This window comes from Streptomyces sp. NPDC002588 (assembly GCF_040295925.1).
GTDB lineage: Bacteria > Actinomycetota > Actinomycetes > Streptomycetales > Streptomycetaceae > Streptomyces.
On sequence record NZ_JBEOWF010000020.1, the window covers coordinates 68915 to 94433 of the forward strand.

21 protein-coding genes and 2 pseudogenes are annotated in these 25519 nt (G+C 69.6%); 10 read left to right on the forward strand and 13 right to left on the reverse strand.

All coding sequences use genetic code 11. The annotated features are described in order from the left end of the window. The first annotated feature begins 178 nt into the window (after nucleotides 1-178). Complete coding sequence (locus ABT057_RS23560) at nucleotides 179-1288, forward strand: sugar ABC transporter substrate-binding protein (protein ID WP_352345513.1); 1110 nt, start codon at nucleotides 179-181, stop codon at nucleotides 1286-1288. Between the two features lie 69 nt (nucleotides 1289-1357). On the opposite strand, the gene ABT057_RS23565 is transcribed toward ABT057_RS23560, so the two are convergent. The 3 genes from ABT057_RS23565 to ABT057_RS23575 are packed head-to-tail and all read right to left on the reverse strand — an operon-like array spanning nucleotide 1358 to nucleotide 4682. Next, the gene (locus tag ABT057_RS23565; RefSeq protein ID WP_352345515.1) at nucleotides 1358-2200 is read right to left on the reverse strand and encodes a transglutaminase family protein; all 843 of its coding nucleotides are present in this window, start codon (nucleotides 2198-2200) and stop codon (nucleotides 1358-1360) included. A 5-nt stretch (nucleotides 2201-2205) separates the two neighbouring features. Then, nucleotides 2206-3138 (reverse strand): alpha-E domain-containing protein, encoded by a 933-nt coding sequence (locus ABT057_RS23570; protein ID WP_352345517.1) that lies wholly within the window; start codon nucleotides 3136-3138, stop codon nucleotides 2206-2208. Continuing rightward, entirely contained in the window at nucleotides 3135-4682 is a 1548-nt protein-coding gene (locus ABT057_RS23575; RefSeq protein ID WP_352345519.1) for a circularly permuted type 2 ATP-grasp protein, read from the reverse strand. The genes ABT057_RS23570 and ABT057_RS23575 overlap by 4 nt, the downstream gene beginning before the upstream one ends. Before the next feature lie 361 nt (nucleotides 4683-5043). On the opposite strand from ABT057_RS23575, the gene ABT057_RS23580 reads away from it, so the two are divergent. After that, nucleotides 5044-6177 carry a helix-turn-helix transcriptional regulator gene (locus ABT057_RS23580; RefSeq protein WP_352345521.1) on the forward strand — a complete coding sequence of 378 codons (1134 nt, stop codon included), beginning with the start codon at nucleotides 5044-5046 and terminating at the stop codon, nucleotides 6175-6177. Here the strand turns inward: ABT057_RS23580 and ABT057_RS23585 are convergent. Together ABT057_RS23585 and ABT057_RS23590 are read right to left on the reverse strand one after the other, a co-directional pair. Continuing rightward, nucleotides 6125-7138: a helix-turn-helix transcriptional regulator gene (locus tag ABT057_RS23585; protein ID WP_352345625.1), complete on the reverse strand. Its 1014-nt coding sequence runs from the start codon at nucleotides 7136-7138 to the stop codon at nucleotides 6125-6127. The two genes, ABT057_RS23580 and ABT057_RS23585, sit on opposite strands and share 53 nt — an antisense overlap. Nucleotides 7139-7204: 66 nt before the next feature. Further along, nucleotides 7205-8146: a helix-turn-helix transcriptional regulator gene (locus ABT057_RS23590; protein WP_352345523.1), complete on the reverse strand. Its 942-nt coding sequence runs from the start codon at nucleotides 8144-8146 to the stop codon at nucleotides 7205-7207. Between the two features lie 366 nt (nucleotides 8147-8512). On the opposite strand from ABT057_RS23590, the gene ABT057_RS23595 reads away from it, so the two are divergent. Continuing rightward, nucleotides 8513-8851: a hypothetical protein gene (locus tag ABT057_RS23595; protein ID WP_352345525.1), complete on the forward strand. Its 339-nt coding sequence runs from the start codon at nucleotides 8513-8515 to the stop codon at nucleotides 8849-8851. Nucleotides 8852-9016: 165 nt separating this feature from the next. Here ABT057_RS23595 and ABT057_RS23600 read toward each other — a convergent pair whose 3' ends face one another. Next, nucleotides 9017-9421, reverse strand: coding sequence for a pyridoxamine 5'-phosphate oxidase family protein (locus tag ABT057_RS23600; RefSeq protein WP_352345527.1), 405 nt, complete (start codon nucleotides 9419-9421; stop codon nucleotides 9017-9019). 177 nt (nucleotides 9422-9598) lie between these two features. Here ABT057_RS23600 and clpB point away from each other — a divergent pair, with 177 nt between their 5' ends. Both clpB and ABT057_RS23610 read left to right on the forward strand, forming a co-directional pair. Continuing rightward, a complete protein-coding gene (gene clpB / locus ABT057_RS23605) occupies nucleotides 9599-12196 on the forward strand; it encodes an ATP-dependent chaperone ClpB (RefSeq protein ID WP_352345529.1) in 2598 nt (865 codons plus the stop codon). 242 nt (nucleotides 12197-12438) lie between these two features. Then, nucleotides 12439-12972 (forward strand): YbjN domain-containing protein, encoded by a 534-nt coding sequence (locus ABT057_RS23610; protein WP_352345531.1) that lies wholly within the window; start codon nucleotides 12439-12441, stop codon nucleotides 12970-12972. 286 nt (nucleotides 12973-13258) lie between these two features. Here ABT057_RS23610 and ABT057_RS23615 read toward each other — a convergent pair. The 6 genes and pseudogenes from ABT057_RS23615 to ABT057_RS23640 form a co-directional block, all read right to left on the reverse strand. Next, nucleotides 13259-13702, reverse strand: a pseudogene (locus ABT057_RS23615) (aminotransferase class I/II-fold pyridoxal phosphate-dependent enzyme); the annotation flags it as partial. Nucleotides 13703-13717: 15 nt separating this feature from the next. After that, entirely contained in the window at nucleotides 13718-15238 is a 1521-nt protein-coding gene (locus ABT057_RS23620) for an MFS transporter (RefSeq protein WP_352345533.1), read from the reverse strand. 54 nt (nucleotides 15239-15292) lie between these two features. Further along, the gene (locus tag ABT057_RS23625; RefSeq protein WP_352345535.1) at nucleotides 15293-17254 is read right to left on the reverse strand and encodes an FAD/NAD(P)-binding protein; all 1962 of its coding nucleotides are present in this window, start codon (nucleotides 17252-17254) and stop codon (nucleotides 15293-15295) included. A gap of 94 nt (nucleotides 17255-17348) precedes the next feature. Beyond that, nucleotides 17349-18782, reverse strand: a complete 1434-nt coding sequence (locus ABT057_RS23630; RefSeq protein ID WP_352345537.1) for a methylaspartate mutase — start codon at nucleotides 18780-18782, stop codon at nucleotides 17349-17351. Next, nucleotides 18779-19240, reverse strand: coding sequence for a cobalamin-dependent protein (locus ABT057_RS23635; RefSeq protein WP_352345539.1), 462 nt, complete (start codon nucleotides 19238-19240; stop codon nucleotides 18779-18781). Before ABT057_RS23635 ends, ABT057_RS23630 begins: the two co-directional genes overlap by 4 nt. Nucleotides 19241-19344: 104 nt before the next feature. Then, nucleotides 19345-20490 carry a fatty acid desaturase gene (locus ABT057_RS23640; protein ID WP_352345541.1) on the reverse strand — a complete coding sequence of 382 codons (1146 nt, stop codon included), beginning with the start codon at nucleotides 20488-20490 and terminating at the stop codon, nucleotides 19345-19347. Nucleotides 20491-21007: 517 nt separating this feature from the next. Between ABT057_RS23640 and ABT057_RS23645 the strand changes: the two genes are divergently transcribed. After that, nucleotides 21008-21964: an ArsR/SmtB family transcription factor gene (locus ABT057_RS23645; protein ID WP_352345543.1), complete on the forward strand. Its 957-nt coding sequence runs from the start codon at nucleotides 21008-21010 to the stop codon at nucleotides 21962-21964. A gap of 22 nt (nucleotides 21965-21986) precedes the next feature. Here the strand turns inward: ABT057_RS23645 and ABT057_RS49225 are convergent. Further along, nucleotides 21987-22106 (reverse strand): annotated as a pseudogene (locus ABT057_RS49225) (aminotransferase); the annotation flags it as partial. A gap of 117 nt (nucleotides 22107-22223) precedes the next feature. Here ABT057_RS49225 and ABT057_RS23650 point away from each other — a divergent pair. From ABT057_RS23650 to ABT057_RS23665, 4 genes are all read left to right on the forward strand, one after another. Then, entirely contained in the window at nucleotides 22224-23552 is a 1329-nt protein-coding gene (locus ABT057_RS23650; protein ID WP_352345545.1) for a hypothetical protein, read from the forward strand. 119 nt (nucleotides 23553-23671) lie between these two features. Next, nucleotides 23672-24418, forward strand: coding sequence for a UPF0158 family protein (locus tag ABT057_RS23655; RefSeq protein ID WP_352345547.1), 747 nt, complete (start codon nucleotides 23672-23674; stop codon nucleotides 24416-24418). 183 nt (nucleotides 24419-24601) lie between these two features. Continuing rightward, nucleotides 24602-25072: a prevent-host-death family protein gene (locus tag ABT057_RS23660; protein WP_352345549.1), complete on the forward strand. Its 471-nt coding sequence runs from the start codon at nucleotides 24602-24604 to the stop codon at nucleotides 25070-25072. Next, nucleotides 25069-25419, forward strand: a complete 351-nt coding sequence (locus ABT057_RS23665; protein WP_352345551.1) for a hypothetical protein — start codon at nucleotides 25069-25071, stop codon at nucleotides 25417-25419. The genes ABT057_RS23660 and ABT057_RS23665 overlap by 4 nt, the downstream gene beginning before the upstream one ends. Nucleotides 25420-25519: the final 100 nt, after the last annotated feature.

The window sequence follows — 25519 nt, forward strand, 5'->3', positions numbered from 1 at the left end:
GCGGTTCCGCTCGATCTCCGCTACATCTCCATGCGTTCTCCGCCACCAAACGGAGCGTGATGTTGCTACTTCGTTAAGTGGTTCCGCTTGACGCCGGTGGCCGCCGCCGCGTTGTCTTTTCAGATCTGGGTCAATCTGTCGCACCCAGGTCCGGAACACACCTGAAGTGAGCCCCCGAATGCGTCGTATCGCCATAGCTGTGGTCGCCTCCACGATGTCCCTCTCGCTCGCGGGATGCGGAATGTTCGGGGCCTCGGGGGACAGCAGCAGCGCGACACCGACCCGCAGCAACGACATCACCATCGGCGTTCTGATGCCGGAGGCGACGAACACCCGGTACGCGGAGTTCGACTACCCCTACATCAAGTCGACCGTCGCGTCGCTGACCAGCAACAAGGGCAAGACCGAGTACGCCAACGCCAAGGGCAAGACCAAGACGCAGAACATCCAGATGCAGAAGATGATCGACGAGAAGGTCGACTGCATCGTGCTCGACGCCGTCGACTCCAAGGCGATCGTCCCCATGGTGAAGAAGGCCAAGGAGGCGGGCATCCCGGTCATCGCCTACGACCGTCTCGCCGAGGGCCCGATCGACGCGTACGTCTCCTTCGACAACGAGCTCGTCGGCGAGGTGCAGGGCCGTTCCATCACCGAGGCGCTGGGCTCGGCCAGCACCGCCGACAAGATCGTCATGATCAACGGCTCGCCCACCGACCCCAACGCCGCGCAGTTCAAGGCGGGCGCGCTCAACGAGCTCAAGGGCCGGGTGACGATCTCGGCGGACTACGACACCGACGCGTGGGACCCGAAGATCGCCCAGCAGCACATGGCCGACGCGCTCGCGAAGCTCGGCAAGAACAACATCGCGGCCGTGTACTCCGCCAACGACGCCATGGCCGGCGGGGCCATCAAGGCCATGAAGGCGGCGGGCATGAGCGACAGCGACCTGCCGCCGATCACCGGGCAGGACGCCGAGCTGCCGGCCGTGCAGCGGATCGTCACCGGCGAGCAGTACATGACCGTCTACAAGCCGTACCCCACCCTGGGCCAGACGGCCGCGGAGGCGGCCGTCGCCAAGGTCCAGGGCCGTGAGCTGCAGTTCGAGGCGCTCACCCGGGACAAGGTCGACAGCGCGACCCAGAAGGACATCCCGGCCAAGCTGGTGACCGTGGTCGCGCTGACCAAGACCAACATCAAGACGACCATCATCGCGGACGGCATCTACAAGGTGTCCCAGATCTGCACCCCCGCGTACCAGGCCGCCTGCGACGCCATCAAGCTGAAGTAGCCCCGACGCGGCCCGGACGCGGTTGCGGGAGGGGCGGTCCGTCGCCGGAGCCGCCCCCCGGACCGGCCCTCAGGCCACCCGGGTGAACTCCACCGTCACTTCCGGCGGGCCCCCGGCGACCCCCCGGTAGATGCCCTTGTGCGGGGTGACGTCGTCGTAGTCGCGGCCCCGGCCGACCACCACGTGGGACTCGTCGGCACGGGTCCGGTTCGTGGGGTCGTAGCCGTGCCAGTCGCCCGCCCAGTACTCGATCCAGGCGTGGCTCTGCCCGGCCACCGGGCGGTGGAGTTCGGCCTCCCGTTCGGGGTGGAGGTAGCCGGAGACATAGCGGGTCGGCAGACCCAGCCCCCGCAGCAGGGCGATCGTGACATGGGCGATGTCCTGGCAGACGCCCGCGCCCTGCTCCCAGGCCTCCGTGGCCGAGGTGTTCACCCCGGTCGCGCCGGGCAGGTAGGAGACCCGGTCGGCGACCAGCGCGGAGACGGCCACCGCCGTGTCGTGCGGGTCGAGTCCGGCCGCCGCCTTGCGCGCCTTCTTCACCAGCTTCGGCGGGACCGTCGTACGGGCCGTGGAGGCCGCGAACTCCAGCAGCCGTGAGCCGGCCGTGCGTTCGGCCACGTCCGCCCAGTCCAGCGGCTGCGGCAACGGCTCCGGCGGGGCCGTCTCCACCAGGCTGGAGGCGGTGATGGTGAGGTCGGCGTGCGGGTCCATCAGCTCGAACGCGGTGACCTGGGTACCCCAGTAGTCCCAGTACGACCAGGTCGTGGCCGCCGGGCGGATGGTCACCCGGGAGTCCAGCGTGGTCTGGCCGGGCAGGGTGAGGGGCGTCATCCGGACCTCGTTGTGGGACGAGACGGCGGCCTGCGCGTAGGAGACACGGGTCGTGTGACGGATGCGGAGTCTGCGGGTCATCGTGCTCACGCTCCTTCCTGGGCCCACACGACGGGCCCCTGGTACGGGAAGAACCGCTCGGCGACCGCCTCCGCCGAGGCCATGCAGGCTGTCTGCAAGTCCCTCAGCAGCAGGGGGAGCTGTTCTTCCAGGGCGTGGGTGTCGAGGTATTCCAGGCGGGTGCGCAGCCTGCCGATGGGGCGGCGGGCCGGGTCCTGGCGGGGACGGCCGAGGGCGGTGAGGCACTCCTCGGCCGTGGTCAGCGCGTGCAGCGCCGAGCGCGGGAAGTCGCGGTCCAGGAGCAGGAACTCGGCCACTCTGGGGGTGTCGCCGAAGCCGCCGTAGACCCGTGCGAACGCCTCGTCGGCGCCGGACGCGCTGAGCAGGGTCGGCCAGTCCGGGGCGTGGGCGGCGTCCAGCACGCGCACCGACAGCAGCCGTACGGTCATGTCCACCCGCTCAAGGCTCCGGCCGAGGACGACGAACCGCCAGGAGTCGTCCCGGCTCATCGTGGAGTCGGCGAGGCCGAAGAAGAGGGCGGCCCGGCTGCGGACCAGCTCCAGATAGGCGTAGGGGCCGGTGCGGCGGGCCGCGCGGCGCTGGTCGGCGAGGGCGTGCCAGGTGGCGTTCAGGCACTCCCACATGGCGGACGACACCGCCTCGCGGGCGCTTCTCGCGTTCAGCCGGGCGGCGCCCAGCGCGCCCTCGATGGAGCCGGTCGAGCGGGCGTCGAAGGCCAGCTGGTCCAGGACCTGCTGCATGTCGCAGGGTCCGGTGCCCGCGTCCACGCCGAGGATCGCGTACAGCGACCGGCAGGCCACGTCCTCGTCGCGCCACGGGTCCTCCAGCATGCGGTGGAGGTAGGCGTCGAGGATGCGCGCGGTGGCGTCGGCCCGTTCGACATAGCGGCCGGTCCAGGTCAGCGCCTCCGCTATGCGGGAGAGGATCACGTCGTTCACTGTTGCTGCGCCCCTTCCTGTACTCCGGCGGGGATCCCGTCCGGGCCGAGCTGACGGGGGACGACGGACGGGAGCGTGTTGTCGTCGGGGACGGGGGCGGGGCCTTCGACGGGGCCCTCGGCGAGTACCCAGGTGTCCTTGGAGCCGCCGCCCTGGCTGGAGTTGACGATCAGGTTGCCCTCCTGGAGGGCCACGCGGGTGAGGCCGCCGGGCAGCACCCACACGTCGGTGCCGTCGTTGACGGCGAACGGACGCAGGTCGATGTGGCGGGGGGCCATGCGCTCGCCCGCGAGGGTGGGGGAGGTGGACAGGGCGACGGGCCGCTGGGCGATGAAACCGCGCGGGTCGGCGGCGACGGCCTTGCGGGTCTTCTCGAGGGTCTTCGCGTCGGCCTTCGGACCGATGACGATGCCCTGACCGCCGGCCCCGTCGACGGGCTTGACGACCAGCTGGTCGATCTGGTCGAGGACGGCCTCGAGCTGGCCGGGTTCATCGGGGCGGTACGACTCGACGTTGGGGAGAATCGGTTCCTCTGCGAGGTAGTAACGGATCAGGTCCGGTACGTACGTGTACAGCAGTTTGTCGTCGGCGATGCCGTTGCCGACCGCGTTGGCGAGGGTGACGTTTCCGGCCACGGCCGCGCTCAGGATGCCCGGGCAGCCGATCACCGAGTCGGGGCGGAAGTGGAGGGGGTCGAGGAAGTCGTCGTCGAGCCGCCGGTAGACGACGTGCACCGGCACCTCGCCCTTCGTCGTCCGCATCCACACCCGGTTGTTGCGGCAGACGAGGTCGTGCCCCTCGACCAGCTGGACGCCCATCAGCCGGGCCAGCAGCGCGTGCTCGAAGTAGGCGGCGTTGCTGGGACCGGGGGTGAGCACGACGACCCGGGGATCGGGGGTCCGGCCGGGCGCGGCGGCCCGCAGCGCGGCCAGCAGCCGGCCGGCGTACCCGTCGACGGGCACCACGTGCTGTCCGTCGAAGAGCGACGGGAAGACCCGGGTCATGGCCCGCCGGTTCTCGATGACGTACGACACCCCGCTGGGCACCCGGACGTTGTCCTCGAGGACCCGGAAGTCGCCCGCCTCGTCCCGGACCAGGTCGATGCCGGCGACGTGGATGCGGACGCCGCCCGGTGGCTCCACGCCGTGCGCCGCGCGGTGGAAGTGCGCGGAACCCAGCAGCAGCCGCCAGGGGACCACTCCGTCCTCGAAGGCGCGGCAGGGGCCGTAGGCGTCCGCGAGATAGGCCTCCAGGGCCCTGACTCTCTGGGTGACGCCCCGTTGTATGAAATCCCACTCGACGGCGTCGAGGATTCTGGGCACGAGGTCCAGCGGCCAGGGCCGCTCCTCGCCCGCGAAGGCGTAGGTCACGCCACGGTCGGTGAAGGCGCGGGCCATCTGGTCGGCCCGGAACCGCAGTTCACCTGGTTCGATCGGCTGGAGCGCCGCCAGTACCGGCTCGTAGGCGGCCCTGACCTCACCCGGCCGCTCGAACATCTCGTCCCACGCGTCGGCCAACGCGTATGCGTCAAATATGTCCGCCATGGCCTGACGTTAAGTGTGGGACGTAACGCGCCGATCACTCGGTGGTTTCCGGGAGCGCACACGCGGAACGTACCGGTGCCCGGCCGGGCTCCCCCGTTACCCGGCCGGACTCCCCCGTTGCCCCTCCTGCGGGTGGGGAGCACCCGAAGGGGAAGCGGAACCAACGATGCGCCTTCGTCCGGTCCGGCACCACCGTCAGCTTGTTGCAGTGCGAGGGGCGGAGGCCAGGAGAAACCCGGTCATATGAGCGGTTTTCCGCTGCCCTGGCCGGGAGAGCCGTGTTGCGGAGCCGGTCCAGTCCGCGCATAGTTGCGCTGCGGAACAGGCGAGAGAGAGGCGTCAAGCGGGGGTGGGATGGGCGATGGCCGGGCACGGGGCGGAGGGGCATCCTCACGGTGCTGACCGACTGTGCGAGGCCGGGGATCGTGTGTATTCCCGGGCCGTACGGCGGGGACGCGTGCCGCGCGGCGATGCCGAGCCGGTTCCGTGCCTCCTGGAGCTGGCCCTGCTCCACCCCGACCCCGACGACATGGACTGGCTGGTGCCGACCTCCCCGCAGGAGGTCATGACCCGGCTGCTGCGCGGCCTGCACGACGAGGTGAGCGCGAGCCAGCGGCGGATGGGCTCCGCGGTCGCCGCCTTCGAGTGGTACGCCGGCCTCGGCGGCCCCGTGCCGGGCGGGCAGGCCGGGGAGGGTGCGGCGATCCGGGTCCTGGACGGCGACTCCCGGATCCAGGCGGCCCTGGACCAGGCGACCGAGGCGTGCACGACGGAGGTCCTGACGGTCCAGCCGGGCGGCATCCGGCGCGAGCACGAACTGTCGGAGGGCCTGCACCGCGCCCTGGAGCTGCGCGGCCGCGGGGTCCGGATGCGCGACCTCTACACCCATGTGGCGCGGCACGGGCAGGGCCTGCTGAACTATCTGGAGCTGATGGGCAGCGCGGTGGAGGCCCGCACCCTGGACGAGGTCATCGACCGGCTGATCCTCTTCGACCGCAAGGTGGCCTTCGTGCCGGCGAACGCCGACCGCACGATGGCGCTGGAGCTGCGCCACCCGGCCCTGGTCGCCTACCTGGTCACGGTCTTCGAGCGCTTCTGGCGCCTCGCGATCCCGCTCACCGGCCCGCTCCCCGAGACCCGGGTGCAGGGCATCTCGCACCGCGAGCAGTCCATCGCCACCCTGCTGGCGGAGGGGCACCAGGACGCGGTCATCGCCGAACGGCTCGGCATCAGTGTCCGTACCTGCCGCGCCCACATCGCCCGCCTTTCGGAGACCCTGGGCGCGGCGAGCCGCACCCAGCTCGGGGTGCGGATCGCGCAGGTGGGGCTGGACGGCCCGGTGGACACGGGCGCCTGCGCCCTGCCGTCCTCCGCGGCGACCGCGGCCCCCGCTTCCGCTCCGACCGCCGATCCCGCTTCCGCTCCGGCCCCCGCCCCCGCTCCTACTCCGGCCCCGGATGCTGTTCCTGGTCAAGGATCCCCGAGCGGCCGATGAGATAGCCGAGCTGGGCGCGGCTCTCGCTGCCGAGGGTCGCGGCGAGTTTGGCGATGTGGACGCGGGCGGTGCGCACGTTCATGCCGAGGCGAGCGGCGATCACGGCGTCGGTGTGGCCCTCCACGAGGAGGGTGGCGATGGCGCGCTGGCGGGGGGTGACGCCGTTCAGGGTGGGCTGCCGGACGGCCTGCGGGTGCATGGGCGTGGCCAGGTTCCAGAACCGTTCGAAGGCGGTGGTGAAGTAGGTGAGCAGGGCGGGGTGGCGGACCTCCAGGGCCAGCCCGCTGTCCTCGCCGGCCGGGACGAAGGCGACCTTGCGGTCGACGACGATGAGCCGGTCGCTGACTTCGTCCAGGGTGCGGGCCTCCACATCGCCCCGGAGCTTCTCGTAGCGGGCCAGGATCAGTGGCTGGTGGCGCGTGGTGTGCTGGTACAGGGTGCGGATGCGGCAGCCCCGGTCGAGGAGGGCCTGGTCGCGGGTCAGGGCGGTGGCCTGTGCCTCCTCCTGGCCGCTGTCGGTGTACTGGATGTGCGGCTGGATGCTCAGGAGTTCGAAGGCCGCTTCCGTCATCGCCTCGGTGATCGCCTGGTTGATCCGCTCGTAGGTGCTGAGGATGCGCAGGGAGGCCGGCTCGGTGGGCGCGGTGGTGGCGCCGGTGGTGCGCATGAGGGGCTCGAACAGAGCCGCGAGCCGTTCCTCGCGATGGCGCTCGGCGGCGATCCGGGCCGCGGAGGCGCGCAGCAGGCCGTGCAGGGCGAGCGCGGGGGCCACGGGTTCGAGCCGGTCCAGGTCGTCCACGGCCGGGTGCAGCAGGCCGAACTCGAGGAGGCAGGGCGCCGGTTCGGCATCGAGGGCGGCCACCCGGCCCTCGCGCAGGGCGCGTTCGTACAGTCGTGCGCCCTTGGCGCACAGTTCCTCCACGCCGTGCTCCTGGTGCGCCCCGGGGGTCGGTCGGCCGATCTCCGCCGAGGCTTCCTGATCAAGCACCTGGTCCGTCACCCACGTCCTCTTCGTCGGCCCGTCAACTCAGCTGTCCCGGTCCAGGATCCCGGATTGCGCTATCAGGTAACCGAGTTGGGCCCGGCTTCCGCTGCCGAGCGCGGTGGCCAGCTTGGCTATGTGGGCCCGGCAGGTGCGGACGTTCATCCCCAGACGGCGGGCGATGGCCTCGTCGACATGGCCCTCGATGAGGAGTTTGGCGATGGAGTGCTGGATCTCCGTGATGCCGTCGCCGGCGGTTTCGTAGGGGGCGCCGGCGCTCAGCGGTACGGCTCGGTCCCACATGTACTCGAACACCTTGATGAGATACCGGATGAGGCCCGGGTGACGCAGTTCCAGGGCGACCTGCTGATCGTCCCGGGTCGGGATGAAGGCGACGGTCTCGTCGCAGATGATCACGCGCTCCACCAGTTCGTCGATGGTGCGGTACTCCACCCTGCCGTCGGCGAGTTGGGCGCCGTAGGCCAGCTTCTCCGGACTGTAGCGGGCCGTGTGCTGGTACAGCGTGCGGATCCGCACGCCACGCTCTATCAACGGTCTGTCGCGCTCGAGCCCCTGGAGCAGCCCGTGTTCGGATATGCGGCCGGGCTGGACCGTGAGCACCTCCGTCTGGCACTGGGCCGTGGCCAGGTTGAGGGCGTTGTTGATCCGGTCCCCGCCCTCCAGCACGGTGATGGCATCGCCGGTCGGCATCCCTGGGGTGCCCAGGGTCATGAAAGGCTCGAAGGTGTCGGCGAGTTCGATCGACAGACGCCGGCGTTCGGCTATCTCGAGTTCCAGTGGGTTGAGCCGCTGGGCGAGGGCGAGTGCGGGAGGGACCGGCCGCAGCCACTCCGGGTCGTCCGGATCGGGGTGGAGCAGGGCGAACTCCATGAGGCAGGGCACCGTTTCCGCATCCGCGCGGGCGACTCGGCCCGTGCGGAGCGCCGAAGCGTAGATGCGCCCCCCCTCCACGCAGAGTTCGGTCATTGCGTGGGGGTGTGTCTCTTTTGTTCGTATAGGTGACAAATTTTCTACCCCCCAGGGTCCTGAACATGCAGGAACATGATGCATCGTTTGTGTGGCCATGATGTGCCCGAATGAGCCATCGTCGTACTCGACGGGGGAAAGGGGACCTTCAAGTGAGGACGAAGCCGACCATGCGCAACAGAATGCTTCGCTCGGTGCTTGGTGCCACCCTCTCCGTCGTCGCGGCCCTCGGTGCGCTGAGTGGTATCGCCGGCACGAAGGGTGATGTCCGAGCGAACACCAGCTGGCCGAGTGTGTCTGTGGACGCCGATACTTCCGGCGTGGTGACTGGAGCGGATTCCGAGGCAGAGGAATACGGGAGCTGAAGTGACCACGCCACCCGACGACCGCTCCTTTCGCCGTGAGATGGCCACCGCCTACCGCTCCGGCTGGCACTTCATCGACCTGGTCACCGCCATCCCCCACAGTGGTGACTCGTTGATGGTGACAGTGTTCGGAGAACCGGTGGTCGTCACGCGGGACGAGGAGGACGACGTACGGGCCTACCGGTGTCTGCGGCGGCCCCGGGGGGCGCCGCAGCCCGTGCGGTGCGCCATCCGGTACGGAATGATCTTCGTGAACCTGGATCAGCGCGACCATCAGCTTGCGGAACCGGCTCCCCAGGCCGCGCCGCGAACCATCTCAGCCACCCCCCGCAGTGCCTGACGCGATTCCCCCGTCGTAACAGATCGCCTCAGGTGCTTCCCCCCGCAGCGGCGTCACCGTGACCTGAACACGGTGACGCCGCTGCAGTTTGTGGGGACATTTCCGGCTTCGGAACGGTTGCGCAGTGGCCGGAAATCGTCGGACCTGGCCGGTGAGGGGTTTCGGTCAGCCGTGACCCATCACGCGGCCCACCTCGATCTCGATCACCACCCGCCCCGGATTCACCCGTGGCGTCCTCCCGTACCGCTCGGCATACCGCCGTTCCGCCTCCCCGACCTCCTCAGGTTTTGTGCGCACCCGCGCCCGCCCCTCCAGGGTGGCCCAGCGGCGGCCGTCCACCTGGCAGACCGCTACCCGGGCGCCCTCGGGCCCCGCCGCCAGGACGTTGCGCACCTTACGGCTCGCCTTGTCGGCGATGACCCGAGCGAGCCGGCGCTCCGGGTCGTATGTCACTCCGACGGGCACCACGTGCGGGCTGCCGTCCGGGCGGGGTGTCGTCAGCGTGCAGAGGTGCCGTTCGCTCCAGAACGCGAGGTGTGCCGCGTCGGGGTCCTGCGGTTCGGTGGTCATGTGCCGGGAATCTAGCGGTCCCGGCAGGCTTCCGAGAGCCGCCGCCGACCCGCCCCTGGCCCGCTCCTGGCCCACTTCCGGCTCACCCGGCAGACCTTGAGCGGAATAGACTCAACTTTGTGTACGCTGACTGAGTCAGACACGGGAGACGGCTGACGCAAGGAGGAGACAGCGAACGTGGACGCAGAGCTGACCAACCGGAGCCGGGACGCGATCAACGCGGCCAGTAACCGGGCCGTGGCCGCAGGCCACCCCGACCTCACCCCCGCCCATCTGCTGCTCGCGCTGCTGTCGGGGCAGGACAACGAGAACATCACCGACCTGCTCGCGGCCGTCGACGCCGACCAGGTTGCCGTACGAGCGGGCGCCGAGAAGGCACTCGCCGGGCTGCCCAGCGTGACCGGCTCCACCGTCGCGCCCCCGCAGCCCAACCGCGAGCTGCTCACCGTCATCGCCGACGCGCAGAGCCGCGCCCGCGACCTCGGTGACGAGTTCCTCTCCACCGAACACCTCCTCATGGGCATCGCCGCCAAGGGCGGACAGACCGGTGAGGTGCTGGCCGCGCAGGGCGCCACCGCGAAGAAGCTGCAGGAGGCCTTCCAGAAGGCCCGCGGCGGACGCCGGGTGACCACCGCCGACCCCGAGGGCCAGTACAAGGCCCTGGAGAAGTTCGGCACCGACTTCACCGCCGCCGCCCGGGACGGCAAGCTCGACCCGGTCATCGGCCGGGACACGGAGATCCGCCGGGTCGTGCAGGTGCTCTCCCGCCGTACGAAGAACAACCCGGTCCTCATCGGGGAGCCCGGCGTCGGCAAGACGGCCGTCGTCGAGGGGCTCGCCCAGCGGATCGTGAAGGGGGACGTCCCCGAGTCCCTGAAGAACAAGCGGCTCGTCGCGCTCGACCTCGGCGCGATGGTCGCGGGCGCCAAGTACCGGGGCGAGTTCGAGGAGCGGCTGAAGACCGTCCTCGCCGAGATCAAGGACTCCGACGGGCAGATCATCACCTTCATCGACGAACTGCACACCGTCGTCGGCGCGGGCGCCGGCGGCGACTCCGCGATGGACGCCGGCAACATGCTCAAGCCCATGCTGGCCCGCGGTGAGCTGCGCATGGTCGGCGCCACGACGCTCGACGAGTACCGCGAGCGGATCGAGAAGGACCCGGCACTGGAGCGCCGCTTCCAGCAGGTGCTGGTGGCGGAGCCCACGGTCGAGGACACCATCGCGATCCTGCGCGGCCTGAAGGGCCGCTACGAGGCCCACCACAAGGTCCAGATCGCCGACAGCGCCCTGGTGGCGGCCGCGACCCTCTCCGACCGGTACATCACCTCCCGCTTCCTCCCCGACAAGGCCATCGACCTCGTCGACGAGGCCGCTTCCCGCCTCCGTATGGAGATCGACTCGTCGCCGGTCGAGATCGACGAGCTCCAGCGGTCCGTGGACCGGCTGAAGATGGAGGAACTGGCCCTCAGCAAGGAGACCGACGCCGCCTCCCGCGACCGCCTGGAGAAGCTGCGCCGCGACCTCGCCGACAAGGAGGAGGAGCTGCGCGGCCTCACCGCCCGCTGGGAGAAGGAGAAGCAGTCCCTCAACCGGGTCGGCGAACTCAAGGAGAAGCTCGACGAACTGCGCGGCCAGGCCGAGCGCGCCCAGCGCGACGGCGACTTCGACACCGCCAGCAAGCTGCTCTACGGCGAGATCCCGACCCTGGAACGCGACCTGGAGGCCGCCTCCGAGGCCGAGGAGGAGGTCGCCAAGGGCACCATGGTCAAGGAGGAGGTCGGCTCGGACGACATCGCCGACGTCGTCGCCTCCTGGACCGGCATCCCGGCCGGCCGCCTCCTGGAGGGCGAGACGCAGAAGCTGCTGCGCATGGAGGACGAGCTCGGCCGCCGCCTCATCGGCCAGACCGAGGCCGTCCAGGCCGTCTCCGACGCCGTACGACGCTCCCGCGCCGGCATCGCCGACCCCGACCGCCCGACCGGGTCCTTCCTCTTCCTCGGCCCGACCGGCGTCGGCAAGACCGAGCTGGCCAAGGCCCTCGCCGACTTCCTGTTCGACGACGAGCGGGCCATGATCCGCATCGACATGTCGGAGTACGGCGAGAAGCACAGCGTGGCCCGGCTGGTCGGCGCCCCGCCCGGCTACATCGGCTACGAGGAGGGCGGCCAGCTCACCGAGGCGGTCCGCAGGCGCCCGTACAGCGTCGTACTCCTCGACGAGGTGGAGAAGGCGCACCCCGAGGTCTTCGACGTCCTGCTCCAGGTCCTGGACGACGGCCGGCTGACCGACGGCCAGGGCCGCACGGTCGACTTCCGCAACACGATCCTGGTGCTGACGTCGAACCTGGGCAGCCAGTACCTGGTCGACCCGGTCTCGACCGAGGCGGAGAAGAAGGAACAGGTCCTGGAGGTGGTCCGGGCCTCGTTCAAGCCGGAGTTCCTCAACCGGCTGGACGACCTGGTGGTGTTCTCCGCCCTGAACAAGGAGGAGCTCAGCCGGATCGCCCGCCTCCAGATCGACCGCCTCGCGCGACGCCTGGCGGAACGCCGCCTCACCCTGGAGGTCACCGACGCGGCCCTGGCCTGGCTCGCCGACGAGGGCAACGACCCGGCCTACGGCGCCCGCCCGCTGCGCCGCCTGGTGCAGACCGCCATCGGCGACCGCCTCGCCAAGGAGATCCTGGCCGGCGAGGTCAAGGACGGCGACACGGTCCGGGTGGACGCCTTCGGCGACGGCCTGATCGTGGGCCCGGCGACCGGCAAGACGCTCTGATCGCGGAGACCTCCGAGTCGCGGCCCTGAGGCACACAGCTTCAGGGCCGCGCGGGTATTTCCCGGAGCTTCGGCGAGCCGAGGGGATGGCGCCCGGATTCGGGCGCTCACATCGCTGATCCCGCACGCGGTGAACCCGTCGGCCAGGCAGGTTGCCGCGCATGGGCCAGGAGAGAGAGGGTGGGTGGTACGTCCGGTCTCAGTGACGGCCGGACGATCCAGACGACCGCAGGAGTACTCAGTATGTCCATCGACCCGTCCTCGATTCCGAACTTCGGGGGCCAGCCCGAGCCGCAGCCCCAGGGTGGACCGGCGGGCCCCGTCGTCCCGGATCAGGACCTCGTGAAGCAGCTTCTCGACCAGATGGAGCTGAAGTACGTCGTCGACGACGAGGGTGACCTCGCGGCGCCCTGGGAGGAGTTCCGTACGTACTTCATGTTCCGCGGCGAGGGCGACCAGGCGGTCTACTCGGTGCGGACGTTCTTCGACCGGCCCCACAAGATCGAAGACAAGGTGCAGCTCCTCGAGTCGATCGACGACTGGAACCGCCGCACGCTGTGGCCCAAGGTCTACACGCACACCCACGACGACGGCACCGTCCGCCTCATCGGCGAGGCGCAGCTGCTGATCGGCGCCGGGGTGAACATCGAGCTGTTCGTCTCGTCGACGGTGAGCTGGGTGCGCGCGGCCATCGAGTTCGACAAGTGGCTGGTGGAGCAGCTGGGCCTCGAATCGGAGGTCAACGACGCGGAGAAGCCGGAGGACGGCGACGAGTGAGTCGTCGTACCCCGCTTCGTACCCCGCGTCATACCCGGCGTCGTACCCCCGCGGAGTGAACGGCCCCGTCCACAGCCTGTGGACGGGGCCGTCTCGTCGGCTCGGCCGTCGGCTCTGCCGGCGTCGCGAAGCCGTCCGACTCGCCGAGGGGCCGGATGGAGCATGTCCGCGCGGAAGGCGTCGACCGTCACCCGGGCGACGTGCAAGTCGTCCCCCGCTCCCGGAGCCCGAGGCAGACGCCCGCTGAGGCCGCACTCCCGGGTGCGGCAGGGGCGTACGTACGAGATCACCGCTGACTTCCGAGTGTTTTGAGCCGGGCCGCGGCTTCCTCCAACACCTCTGTCCGTTTGCAGAACGCGAACCGCACGAAGGGCGCGCCGGCCTCGCGGTGGTCGTAGAACACGGCGTTCGGAATGGCCACCACGCCCGCCCGCCGCGGCAGCGCCCGGCAGAACGCGAAGCCGTCCGACTCGCCGAGGGGCCGGATGTCGGTGGTGATGAAGTACGTGCCCGCCGTCCGGAACACCTCGAAGCCCGCCTCCGTGAGCCCCGCCGCCAGCAGGTCCCGCTTGGCCAGCATGTCCGCGCGGAAGGCGTCGAAGTACGAGTCCGGCAGGGCCAGGGCCTCGGCGACCGCGTACTGGAAGGGCCCCGACGACACATACGTCAGGAACTGCTTCGCCGAACGCACCGCCGTGACCAGGCCGGGCGCCGCCGTCACCCAGCCGACACCTCGTTCGTGCACTCATTCGAGTGTGGCGCAACAATCTCCGGCACCGCTGACAGGCCGGCCGCTGTCCTTCGCGCAGCGGGTTCCAGGTGCGGCAGTGTCACCAGCTGGAGATCCGCCGCTCCGTCGGCCAGGGACGTAACACAGACTGAGGACGACGATGGCCAGGAAGCACACGGCGACGAGTACGGCGCCGACGCGCAGGCCGAAGAGGGCGTCGCGCATCCCGATGAGGGAGCCGAGCAGAGCGACCCCCATCGCCATGCCGATCTGGCGGGCGGTGTTGAGGATCCCGGAGCCGAGCCCCACGTAGGCGGGGTCGATGGACATCAGCGCGGCGGCGTTCAGGCTGGGCGCGAAGATGCCGCAGCCCAGGCCTGCCAGAACCGTGCCGACAGTGAACGGCAGCCAGGTGTCGCGACCCTGCACACCCAACAGCAGCAGGGTACCGGCGAAGGAGACGGTCGCCCCGGCCCACAGCAAGGTGCGCGGACCGAGGGCGACCAGGCGCCGGTTGAGAACTATGGTGCCGAAGACCCAGGCGATACCGAAGGGCAGGAAGTAGACGCCGGTCCGCAGGGGGCTCACGCCCCATTGCCGCTGGATGTAGATGGCGAGCATGAACTGCAGGCCGTATCCGCCGAACTGAAACACGAAGCCGTTGGTGATCGACGCGGTGAAGGCCGCGCGGCGGAAGACGGCCAGTGGCAGCATCGGACAGGAGGTCCGTGTCTCTGCTGCGACGAACGCGGCGACGCTGAGGACGCTCGCGGTCAACAGGGCGAGCGGGAGAGGCGCTGCCCAGCCGAGCGGAGCGCCCTCGATGAGGTAGGCGACGGCGGCGGACAGGGCGACGATCACGGTCAACTGGCCGGGCAGGTCGGGGCGGGCATCGCGGCGTGGGGTCTCGCGGGCGTGGCGGTGGGCGAGGAAGACGGTGATCAGGCCGACGGGCACATTGATGGCGAAGATCGAGCGCCAGCCGCACAGATCGGTGAGGAAGCCACCGGCGATGGGGCCGACGACCAGTGCCACGCCGCCGATGGCACCCCAGACGGTGATGGCTCGGGCACGTTCCAGCTGGTCGGGATAGGTTCGGGCGATGATCGCCAGAGTGGTGGGAAGCAGACAGCCGGCGGCGACACCCTGCAGGAACCGTGCGGCGACCAGCAGACCCAGGGTGGGGCTGAGAGCGCACAGCAGGGAGGCGAAGGTGAAAGTGGCGAGCGAGGAGAGGAACAGCCGCCGCGCGCCCCAGCGGTCCGCGAGGCTCCCGGCGGTGAGCAGCACGCTGGCGAGCGGGATGGTGTAGATGTTCACGACCCATTGCAGGGCGGAGATCGAGCCGTGCACGTCGTGCTCGATCGAGGGCAGCGCGACGTTCAGCGCGCTGCCGTCCAGCAGGATCATGAAGAAGCCCAGGCAGACGGCGACGAGCGCCGCGCCCGAGGACGGGGGGTCCGAGGACAGGAGTGGGGAGGTGCCCGGTGTCGTTCCGTCAGTGGGCGCGATCCGACAGCCGGATGCATTCGTCATGGGCGGGGTCTACCTCCGGGGTCGGCGCGAGAAGCCGGTGAGGCCGATGACCGGTCAGCCGGAGATCGGCAGCGCGCGTTCGGCACTGTGGTCGCCCGTGTCCCGGGCGAGGCGGCGGGCACCGACCAGCAGACACGACCGGGCGATGGAATCGCCCTGCAGCAGCGTCCGGGAGTTGACGTGTGGGCGAGCGCCGACCGCGGTCACCCAGTCCACGGACTCGATCGGCGGCCCGTACGCGAAGCGCGCCGGGTGTGGTACGCCCGCGGCGTCGATCACCTGCAGGGTTCCACTCGTCACATCCAGTCCTCCTGTTTCGTACCCGGAACCCAGCTGGTCGGGGATGACATGGGCGCGGCAGCCTCCGGCGGAGTGCAGCGCCCGCAGCAGCGGGTCGGCCGCGCGCCGGATGTCGGTGAGCGGCAGATGTGCCTCGATGAGCGCTGACGCCCGCACGGGTTCGCCCGGTACCCGCTCGGACGTGGCCAGGAAGACACCCGCCTCCTCGTCCGCGGCGACGCGCAGCTGCGGGCCCATGGGTTCGACTATGCCGGCCTCGATGAGCGCGAGTAACTGCTCCACCCGGCTTGCCGGCGGACCGCTGGCCGCGTAGCTGTTGAGGCTGCTGAACCAGTGGTCGACGTGGTCGCGGTAGGACTCACCGCTGATGCCGTGTTGCGAGATGGCGTACCGCACCGCGTTGCGCAAGTCGCGCATGACGGCCGTTGCCGCCTTGGTCGCGCTGTTCGCCGGACCGAGCCCGCACTGCCGCAGGTCCTCGGAGAGCTGGCCGAGGATCCAGGACCGGAACGCCGCCTGGTCGGCGAAATCCACCTGGTCGGCCGGACGGTCCAGTGCCTCCCAGTCCCACCTCAGCGCCGGATTCGGTACGACGTCCGCAACCAGCCTGTCCATCTCAGCCGTGCCCCACTCGCACGCTGGGTACTCCGCCAGCAGCCGAGCGTGTCCGGCCGGATCCCGGTCCTTGAGCAGAGCCTGGTAGTAGACCCACGCCACTTCCTTCGCCACCAGTGGGAACACGTCACGCATGAAGTCGTTACGGCCGGTCCCGGCATTGGTGCGCAACCTCGAGATCTCCCCGGCGGTCAGGAAGACGGGCTGGTAGTGCGGAATGATCTCTTTGTGGATCTCCGTGCGGGCGCGGTACGGCATGCCACGTCCTGAACCGGCGTACATCAGCGGCTCCGCGCCGCTCGCGGCGTAGCGCAGCCGGCTGTCGGCGCCACGGGTGAACCGTCCTCCGCGGCCCTCGCTGAGCAGGATCAGGTAGTCGTAGAAGTTGAGCCCGAGGCCCCGGAGCACCACCGGCCGACCGGCCGGGATCCTGTTCAGATCCGCTTCGGCGGGGCTGGCCGGTGGCACGTAGCCGAGTCCGTGGCGGGCGGCGAAATCCGCCAGCCGCCGCTCTGACCGGGTCCCCGCAACGTCATAGTGCCCCTGCGCAAGGATCACGGCATCGACACGCAGCGGCTGTTTCTCCCCCTCCAGGAACACCTCCTGGAGGCCGTCCGCGTCCTCGGTCACCTCGGTCGCCCGGGTGCGGTGGACGCGCACGGAAACCTCGGCGGGGGCGTTGCCGACGATGTACCGGAAGGCCCAGGCCAGGTACTCGCCCTGGAAGGCGCGGGACGCGTACGACCATGGCAGCATTGCCTCGGCCTCCGTCTTCGCTTCCTCCGTGACGTCTGTGGCCCGGCCGGCGGTGACCATTTGCGCCCACTGGTACTGAGTGGGGCCCGAAGTCAGCGGCCCGTCGCATTCGACGCTCGGGTCCGTGAACACCGTCACATCACCTGCCACGGTGTTCATCATCAGCCGGCGGGACTGGTCCAGCTTCCACACCCGGCCGCCGCCGGCCGGGTACGGGTCCACGACGTGTACCCGGACCGGGATCCCGGGAGCCAGCACGGGGGCGTTCGCGCACACGCGCTCCAGAGCGACTGTCCCACGGGGACCGGCGCCGACGATGCAGAGATGGATGGGTTCGGGTGACATGTCGAACTCCTTGGGGGGCGGCAACTGCGGTTGTCGTTCCAGGCGAGCCGCTGTACCGGTGCCACAGGAACGAATGACGGTGTGACAGTCCTGGTCAGAAGCGAAGTTCATGGGGCGACGCCTGGTTGTCCTCCTGCTCCCGAAAGATGCCGGGAAAGTAGTTGATGTCTCCGGTCAGACCGGAGAACAGGGAGCTGATCGTGGGCACCGAGCCGTCGGCACCGCGCAGCAGCTCTTGGTTACGGCGCAGACTGCGCGGGGACAGTTGCAGACCACCGGCGGACAGATAGCGGATGGCGCCCTTGGCGTCGCGCCGGGGAATGACCTCGGACTTCGCGTAACGACTTGCGCTGAAGGGGATATCGAGGAAGCCGCCTTCGAATGCCCTGACGACTGCGGCCACGAGGCCGGGCGTGTCCAGGAGCGGTTCCAGGATCTCGGCGACTTCGGCCAGGATCCACTCCTGTTCCTCGTCGACCGTCGCCTCGTCCACCGAAACGAAGCCGAGCAGAGGGGAGTTGGCCCGGTCGGCGAGCCTCAGCCCTTCGACGTTGGCGCGCGTCTCCGGGATGCCGTACGCCTCCTGGTAGGTCTTGGTGATCAGCTTGGAGGCGCCTCCGAGCCGGGCGACGAGGGCGCCGTAGAAGATGAGGTCCTCCGCGTTCCCGCGCAGCCTTGGGAAGACGCCCATGAACTCGTGCAGCACCGGGTGCACCCGGACTCCGGCCGGCAGGTAGCGTGTTGCCAGCACCGGAATTGAGCGCAGCGCGGCCACGTCCTGTGCAAGGTGACCACCCTGGGGATAGGCGATGGAGACGCAGCGCACACCGGCACGCGCTGCCAGGAGCGCCTCGATGATGCTGATGGCCAGACTGATGGAGGGGGGCACGAGCACCGCCGTCAGGGTGCCGAACAGCTCCCGGTCGATGACGACACCGAGTTCGGCGAGTTCGCCGCAGCGCCGGTCCACCTCCTGCCAGGCCTTGAGTGATTCGGTGAGCGGGACGGTCTTGGAATAGGGAAGGTTGTAGGAGATTCCGCCGCCCTCGAAGGAGGTGACGCCGGAGGCGACGGAGACCTCGAACAGCCTTCGGGCGTCCGGTGAGCCGTGCCGTACTTCCAGGGGCGCGGCGACGGCCTCGTTGAGTTCCCTGCCGCGTTGCCAGCCATGAGTCACCAACGGATACCCATTGAGATCGGCGGGATCGTGCTTGAGCGTGTTCAGTGCCTGCTCGAAGCGTTTCAGGCGGGTGTGGGAGTCGATGGTCAGCGTGAGAATGTCGGGCCCGGCCTCGGCCTCAAGGGTCAGCAGCAGCCGCTTCATCTCCGGGTGGCCGCCCACGCCGCACCGTGGTTGGACAGCCACCCGGCCAGCGGCACGGCAGGTGTCCAGGACGTTGACGGCGGTCGGCTTGCCGAGCGTGGTGATGTAGTCGGCCGACTCCTCCAGCGGGGGCAGAGCGGTGGTGGCCCAGGGCGCGGCCTTCTCGGCGCGCGTCGCGCCGAGAAGACGAACGCGGTCTGTCATGACGCCACCGGCACGAGGCCGACGGGTGTCGTCCGCGCCGCGCGCAGCTCGTCGAGAAGGGCCGGGAGGCCGTCCGGGCGGGCCAGGATCCGGTCCGCACCGAGGGCGTAGAGCCTTTCGTGTGCGGAGGGGTCCTTCCGGCTCCCGACGGAGAGGTTGCCGCCGACGATGACAGGACAGCCGATGCGGCCCGTTTCCTTTGCCTGGCCGAGGCCACGGAGATCCTCGTGTATATGGCCGTTGAGACTTCCGATGATCACCGCCTCGGCCTCCGGGTGTTCTCTGTAGGCCTGGGCGAACTCCTCGACCGGAGTGCAGGTGCCGAGGTTGACGACATCGAAGCCGAGCCCGCGCAGGAAGTGGGCGATCAACTGGTTGGCCACGGCGTGGCTGTCGCTGGCGGCCACGCCGAGGATGACCGTCCGGAGTACGGGTCGGGTGAGCTGGTGTGGTTGCATGTGCTGCTCCTTGTGGTGAGCACTCTGAGAGGGCGGTACCGCCCTCTGAGGTCGGTCGGGGGTCGGTCAGGGGGCGGTGACGGTCCGGCAGCTGTCTTCCGTCCTCAGTCGTCGAAGGCGGCGAAGAGCTCGCGGTGGCTCACCGACCGCAGCTGGGCGACGTCGTACTCCTTGGCGTCTGCCGCCGACAGCGAGTCGAAGACATGGCTGATGGCGGGCACCAGACCCCACACTTCCAGGTAGCCGGGCCAGCCCTGGGCGCCCGCGTCAACGTCGCGTTGGCGGGCGAAGATGTAGTCGAACCACTCGCGGCCGGAGGGGTAGCGGTGGTGGTAGTCGTGCACCACCGTGTCACCGGTGAGCACGAGGTACCGGGACGGTGCGTGGACGAACAACATCCGCAGAGTCCAGCGGCTCCAGGACAGCAGGCATCGGACGGCGGGAAGTCCCGCAGGCGGTGCGGATTCGCCGATGAAGACGGCGTTGGTGAGGCTGGCGAAGTACGCCCGTCCACGCCGCACTTCGGTGCCGGCAGGCGGAAAGGTGTGCTTCACGCACAGTCTGAGCGTGTTGCTGACCTGGTAGAGCGGCACAAGCGGCACGAACCAGACGACCAGGAGCGCCGGCCATGTTCCTGTCGCCGCGGTGGCCGCGGCGGTCAGGCCGTACAGCAGGACCGAGGTGGTTTTCTCGCTGGGCGCGGACTCGCTCCAGAACGCACGGACGCGTGAGACGGCGAATGCGAAGTGGAAGCGAGGAGAGAAGAGCTTGCCCATGACACGCCACCACATCCGGCGGCGTGTCATACCCGGTCGGAGGTCCAGACTGACCAGGAACGCCTGGACTGTGGGGTCACGCAGTGTCATGTGATGGGCCGCGTGGTGATCGCTGACATGCTCACGGCTGTAGCGCTGGAAATTCTGGATGACCAGCAGGCTGGACGTGGTGTGCCCAATGACCGTGTCCAGTTTCCGCCGCCGGTACATGTTCCGGTGGGAGCACTGGTGGTAGATCATCATCCGCAGATTCCGCATGCCGTGCAGGGTGACCGCCCACCCGGGCAACAACAGCGTGAGAAACCAGCTTCCGAGCGCCCAGCCCAGTGAGCTCACCGCGGCTCCGGCTGTCATCGCGGACATCGCTGACACCAGATGGTAGGTCGGCGACCAGCGGGACGGCGACTGCCCGGGAAGCGGTTTGCCGGTGAAGACGGTCAGTGGGCGCTGCACGGCCCGGGGCAGCACCCGCATCGATTCTCGTGGATCCGGGGCCGCAGGTTCAGATTCCGCTTGCTGAGAGGCAACGTCGGTTGTGGACACGAATTTATCTCCTTGGATTCTGGATGTATCAGTCCTCGGTGCCGACGAAATCCGTCGTGAATACGTGTGTGATTCGCGCATTCCGTCCGGCTGCCGGGCTACGGGCGCTGGTCCGCTTCCCCACCGGCTACGGTGTTCCATCCCGTCTCGCCGGCGGCCCGGCAGAGCCAGGTTGGCGGGATCGCGCCGACGGCAGCGCGCCCCCTGCCTGGGCGGACGCCGAACGACAGCGGCGGGCCGTTCCCGGTGGTGTGGCAACCGGCCGCGCCGCGCGAGCAGGACCCCCGTCCCCCTCCGTCACCGACCCCCTGTATCCCCTCTTGTGCGCCTGTGTCATCCCTGTCTGAATGAGAGGGGGACAAGCAGAATGCTGCTCCGGGGGCGGGGACACGGGCGATGGTTTCGGCCCTGCCCGAAACGTTGGTCAGGCATCACCATGGGGGTTAGAATGCTGCGCATCCATTTATCGCCCGAAGGCTTATCCAGCATCCGCTTCGCACCGCGGCCGGCACCGCTGTACGAGCTGAACGCGGCTCTGATGATGTTGTGCCGCACCGAGAGTGACCCGCTCTTCGGCCGCTGGCAACGTCGCATTCGCCACTCCCTTGGCGACACCACGCGGCCGTTGGGGGACCTGGTGTCGGCGGTCCGGTGCCCCGAATTCGTCATCGTGCCCGGCGACACCGTCGCAGAGGGGCAGCGCGTCATGCGGAACGTACCGCTCGGTCTACTCCGCTCCGGCATCGAGATGATGTACCCCGCACGCACGTCCCGCATTCCGCGATGGATACGCGACCTGCACCGGGGCCACGCCGAGTCATGGCAGCTGCTTTTCCGCGCGCAGCGCGACGCCTACGAGACCATTCTGCGACCCAGCTGGTCCGCGGTGCAGGACCTGCACCGGACGGAGTTCACCCGTCACGCCCTGACCACCGCGGAGCACGGCATCGGTGGCGCGCTCGTACGCCTGCTGCCTGGTTCCCGGCTTCACGAGGGAGTCTGGGAGATCGACACGCCGCGCCACAGGGACATCCGGCTGGGAGGTCAAGGAGCGGTACTCGTACCGACCTTTCACTGGACCGGATACCCACTCGTCTCCGACCGGCCCGGCCAGCCCGTGCTGCTGGTCTATCCCGCGGGCTCTGGCCTGGCGTTTCCGCCCGCCACAAGCATCGGAGACACACTGGCCAACATACTCGGACAGACCCGGGCAAACCTCCTGCGCCTGCTCTCTGACGAACACACCACCAGCGACGCCGCCCGGCGCCTAGGGGTCAGCAATGCCACGGTCTCCGAACACACCACCGCGTTGCGCCGCGCCGGTCTGATCACTACGGTCCGGGCCGGCCGAGCGGTCCTCCACAATCGAACGCCCCTCGGCGCACTCCTGTGCACCCGCCTCTGATACACACATCCCCGCGTGGCGTGTAGTCGCAGGTCAGACGCAGCGCTTCGGCGACCGCGTGCTGGAAGGGACCCGACGCCACGTACGTCAGGAACTGATTCGCCGACCGCACCGCCGTGACCAGGTCAGGCGTCGCCGTGACCCGGCGACGCCTCATTCGTACACCTATTTGTTTGTCGCGCGGCGTCCTGTACGGACCAGGTTCACAGTCGTATCGCGGGGTTCGGTGACAGGGCGCTGATTCGTAGCCCGCGAGCTGGTGGACGTACTGGACACCGGCGACAAGGCCGACGGGGTGCGCTCTTCGGCCGACCTGCCGCGGCTGGGACTGCTGGTGGAGTGGGCGAAGAAGGCGCGCCTGGTCCGGGTGGTCAAGGGGCGTCTGTGTGCCGTGGCCAAGGCCCGGCCGGTACCGGCCGACCCGCTTCGGCTGTGGCTGCGCGCCTTCGACGCGTGCTTCGAACTGCGGCAGGCCCTGATCGGGGCTCGTAGCGGCTGGCACGTCGAGTCGATGCTCTTCGATGTCTACGAGGACGTCCTGGAGGATGTGCTGAACACGCTCTACAGCCTGCCGTTCCCGATGCCCTGGCCGCGGCTGCGCGACACGGTACACCTGGCCTACCGGAGCTCCTTCCAGCTCGATGGCGGGTCGGACCTTCGGCACCGGATGTGGTTCGAGCACGCCGACCGGGACCTGCGCACGGTGCTCGACCTGCTGGACGACCTGGGCGCGATCGAGCGTGACCGTGGGATGGCCGATCCGGTGTTCCTCGACGTCGACCTCTCCGATGCCGGACCCGAGCTGCCCGCGGACATGCCGCCGGAGCTCGCGGAGCTGCTGGGCGTCGAGGGGGCGGCAACGGACCCGGCGGCGCGGGAGCGTGCCGATGCCCGGCGCGAGGAGCTGACCGCCGGGCCGGTCGAGCTCATCCGTCTCACCGAGCTCGGTACCCGGGCCGTACGTCAGCGGTTGCTGGCGGTCGGCAGGGACGCACCGCTGGTCGGTGAACTGGCCCAGGCGCCGGCGGCCGGCCTGCTGGGGGTGCTGGCCGAGGACTACCCCCCGGATGCCGCCCGCGCCGAGCTGGCCGGCTGGATCACGGCACGCGGCGAGCGAGAGGCCGCACTGCGGCAACTGACCGACGCCGTAAGGGCCATGACCTTCCGCACGCGTGCGCAGGCGATGCTCGACGTGCTGCTGGCGGCGTTGCCCGACGGTGAGGGCGAACGGCTGCTGCGCACGCTGCGTCGCGACACCCGCCTGGCGCCCCTGTCACTGAACGCGCTGGCGCACCGTGAGTTGCTGTCTCCAGAGGACATGACCGATGCCGAGCAGTTGCTGGTGCTCGCCGAGAGCCTGCTTCAGCTCGTGGAGTTGGCGGGCGGCGGGGACGGCGCCGAAGAGATGCTGCGAGCTCAGGGCCCCCAGGCCAGGGACGCGTTGGACTCCGCGCACCCGGACCGGGCCGGACTCGACGAGCTCAGGCAGCTGGCGGCACGGGCGCTGGGTACCCACGGCGCCCGCATCGGCCGCGCCCGGAAGGCTCGGCGCCCCTCAGGCAAGAGCGGCCGCAAGCGGCGCCGCTGACCGGGCGACTCCGCCTGGCCCCCAGACGCCGGGTGCGCCGACACCGGCACGGAGCCGGGCGGAGGGAAACCGATGGGTCCCGGCGTCGTACGTCCTCGGTGGCGCGTACCGTCGGGGTCGTGGTTGAGGGATGGGGTGAGGACGGGCTGCGGGCCGTGCGTGGCGCGCTCCACGCACAGGACGGGGTGGCGCTGCTTGCGGCGTTGCGTCGTGGACCCGTGCGTGAGGTGCTGCAGCTGGCCGGCGATGGTGTGGCCGGGGCCGCGGCGCAGGGCCTGCCGGGGGCTGCGGAGACGGCAGCCTTGTTTCTCGGCGCGCTCCAGGAGCGTGGCTTCCGGGGCGATGAGGAGCTGGCGGACCGGTTGCGCGCGGCCACAGGAGGCGCGGAGATCTCCCTCCTGCGCCCGCTCGCGGTCGATCCGGAGATGCCCGCCATGCTGCTGGAGGGCGACCCGGCCGAGTCCGGTGGCCGGATCGATCTGTCCACCGGGGAGTGCTGGCCTGCGTTCACCGATGAGCCTGGGCCTGGGCCCGGGGCCGAGGAGGACGACGATCCGGAGCGATGGCTGTACGCGCCGGCTCTGGGATCCAGGGCCGGTTACCGGGACATGGAGCTGTTCATCGAGGAGGTGGAGGACGCCGCCCTTGCCGACCGGCTGCGGATCGCCATCGGCGGGCGGGGAGCCTTCCGGCGCTTCAAGGACGTCCTCGCTGGTGACGAGCTCTCCTGGAGCCGGTACCACCGGTTCCGCGATGAGCGACAGCGCGGCCGGGCCCGCGCCTGGCTGGCTGAGGAGGGCTACTGCCCGCACATCACCTTCTTCGTGGAGCCCGGCTCGGGTTCGTGCCCTCCGGGGCAGGTATGACTCTCCATTTGTTTCCTGGCTCCGCGTCGGCCGGGTCGGTTCCCCCGGTGAACTAGTTGCCGGCGCAGCAGCAGCGGAGGGGGCGGGTCCTGTCGCAGGAGTGGGGCTTTCAGCTGCTATCCATGTCGCGCGATAGAAATCAGAGCACAATCAGAGTACGATCTGAGTAGGAGCGTCGCACCCTTGGCATTCGAATCGGAGTCTGTCTCGTTCACCGATCTGTCGCGGAACCCGAAGGCTGTCGCAGCCAGGGCCGTTGCCCTGGGATGTCTGCGTGTCACGCACCGGGACGCGCCCGACATGGTGTTGACCACGGCCATGTACGCAGAGCGCGCCGAGGAAAACCTGACCACGGCGTCCCGGCTGTTCCTCGCACTGTTGAAGCAGGACGACGGTGCCAAGTCGCTTTTGCTCGCGCTGCCCGAGGTGTTCCCGTGGGTACGCCACCTGGACGCCGGGGAAGTCCGGGAATTCACTGTCGAGCTTCTGGAAGCGCTGTCTGACGCCGCTGAACTGGGCGCCAGGGAGGCTGTGCACCGAGCGATCGTCTCGTGGCGGGCAACGGCCCGCATCAACGCCGATCCTGACCAGCTGAGGGAAGCGGTCCGTCCGCTCGGTGACGTCGACCTCGGCCCCGTCGAGGTGCACGAGTGAGTCCGAAGAAAGGCGATCGGGGCAGTGTTCCTCCGCTCAGCGGCTGGAACGTCATTTACGGCACGACGGAGGCCGCGACCGGTTGGGAGGAGCTGTGCCGGGTGGCGCTGCCGAACGCGCATCGCTGCCTGGAAGCCCTTCGCGCAGACCCGCTGTCGCGGGCCAACTGGAACCGCCAGCACCAGCTCCGAGGCAGACACGCCACCAGGGAATGGAAGGGCTCTGAGCTAGAGCAGTGGGAGTACGAAATCACCAGCGGCGGCAGGGTCCGCTACCTGGTCAGCCCGGACACCTCGACTGTGATCCTTGTGTACGCCTCCCCGCGACACCCGAAGGACACCGAATAGCCTCCGGCGTTTCGCCCGTGCGGAAGGCAAGGCGAACTGGGGCGCGGGTTTCGATGGGCTCTTGCGGTGCAGGTGGCGGGCCGACCGGAGTCGGAGGACG

What these genes read in the sequence shown, in the direction of transcription:
- ABT057_RS23630 (WP_352345537.1), bottom strand. Translation starts at nt 18,782, where the DNA reads ATGACAGACCGCGTTCGTCTTCTCGGCGCGACGCGCGCCGAGAAGGCC.
- ABT057_RS23620 (WP_352345533.1), bottom strand. Translation starts at nt 15,238, where the DNA reads ATGACGAATGCATCCGGCTGTCGGATCGCGCCCACTGACGGAACGACA.
- ABT057_RS23580 (WP_352345521.1), top strand. Translation starts at nt 5,044, where the DNA reads ATGGCCGGGCACGGGGCGGAGGGGCATCCTCACGGTGCTGACCGACTG.
- ABT057_RS23565 (WP_352345515.1), bottom strand. Translation starts at nt 2,200, where the DNA reads ATGACCCGCAGACTCCGCATCCGTCACACGACCCGTGTCTCCTACGCG.
- ABT057_RS23645 (WP_352345543.1), top strand. Translation starts at nt 21,008, where the DNA reads ATGCTGCGCATCCATTTATCGCCCGAAGGCTTATCCAGCATCCGCTTC.
- ABT057_RS23590 (WP_352345523.1), bottom strand. Translation starts at nt 8,146, where the DNA reads ATGACCGAACTCTGCGTGGAGGGGGGGCGCATCTACGCTTCGGCGCTC.
- ABT057_RS23600 (WP_352345527.1), bottom strand. Translation starts at nt 9,421, where the DNA reads ATGACCACCGAACCGCAGGACCCCGACGCGGCACACCTCGCGTTCTGG.
- ABT057_RS23635 (WP_352345539.1), bottom strand. Translation starts at nt 19,240, where the DNA reads ATGCAACCACACCAGCTCACCCGACCCGTACTCCGGACGGTCATCCTC.
- ABT057_RS23640 (WP_352345541.1), bottom strand. Translation starts at nt 20,490, where the DNA reads ATGCGGGTGCTGCCCCGGGCCGTGCAGCGCCCACTGACCGTCTTCACC.
- ABT057_RS23575 (WP_352345519.1), bottom strand. Translation starts at nt 4,682, where the DNA reads ATGGCGGACATATTTGACGCATACGCGTTGGCCGACGCGTGGGACGAG.
- ABT057_RS23610 (WP_352345531.1), top strand. Translation starts at nt 12,439, where the DNA reads ATGTCCATCGACCCGTCCTCGATTCCGAACTTCGGGGGCCAGCCCGAG.
- ABT057_RS23625 (WP_352345535.1), bottom strand. Translation starts at nt 17,254, where the DNA reads ATGTCACCCGAACCCATCCATCTCTGCATCGTCGGCGCCGGTCCCCGT.
- ABT057_RS23560 (WP_352345513.1), top strand. Translation starts at nt 179, where the DNA reads ATGCGTCGTATCGCCATAGCTGTGGTCGCCTCCACGATGTCCCTCTCG.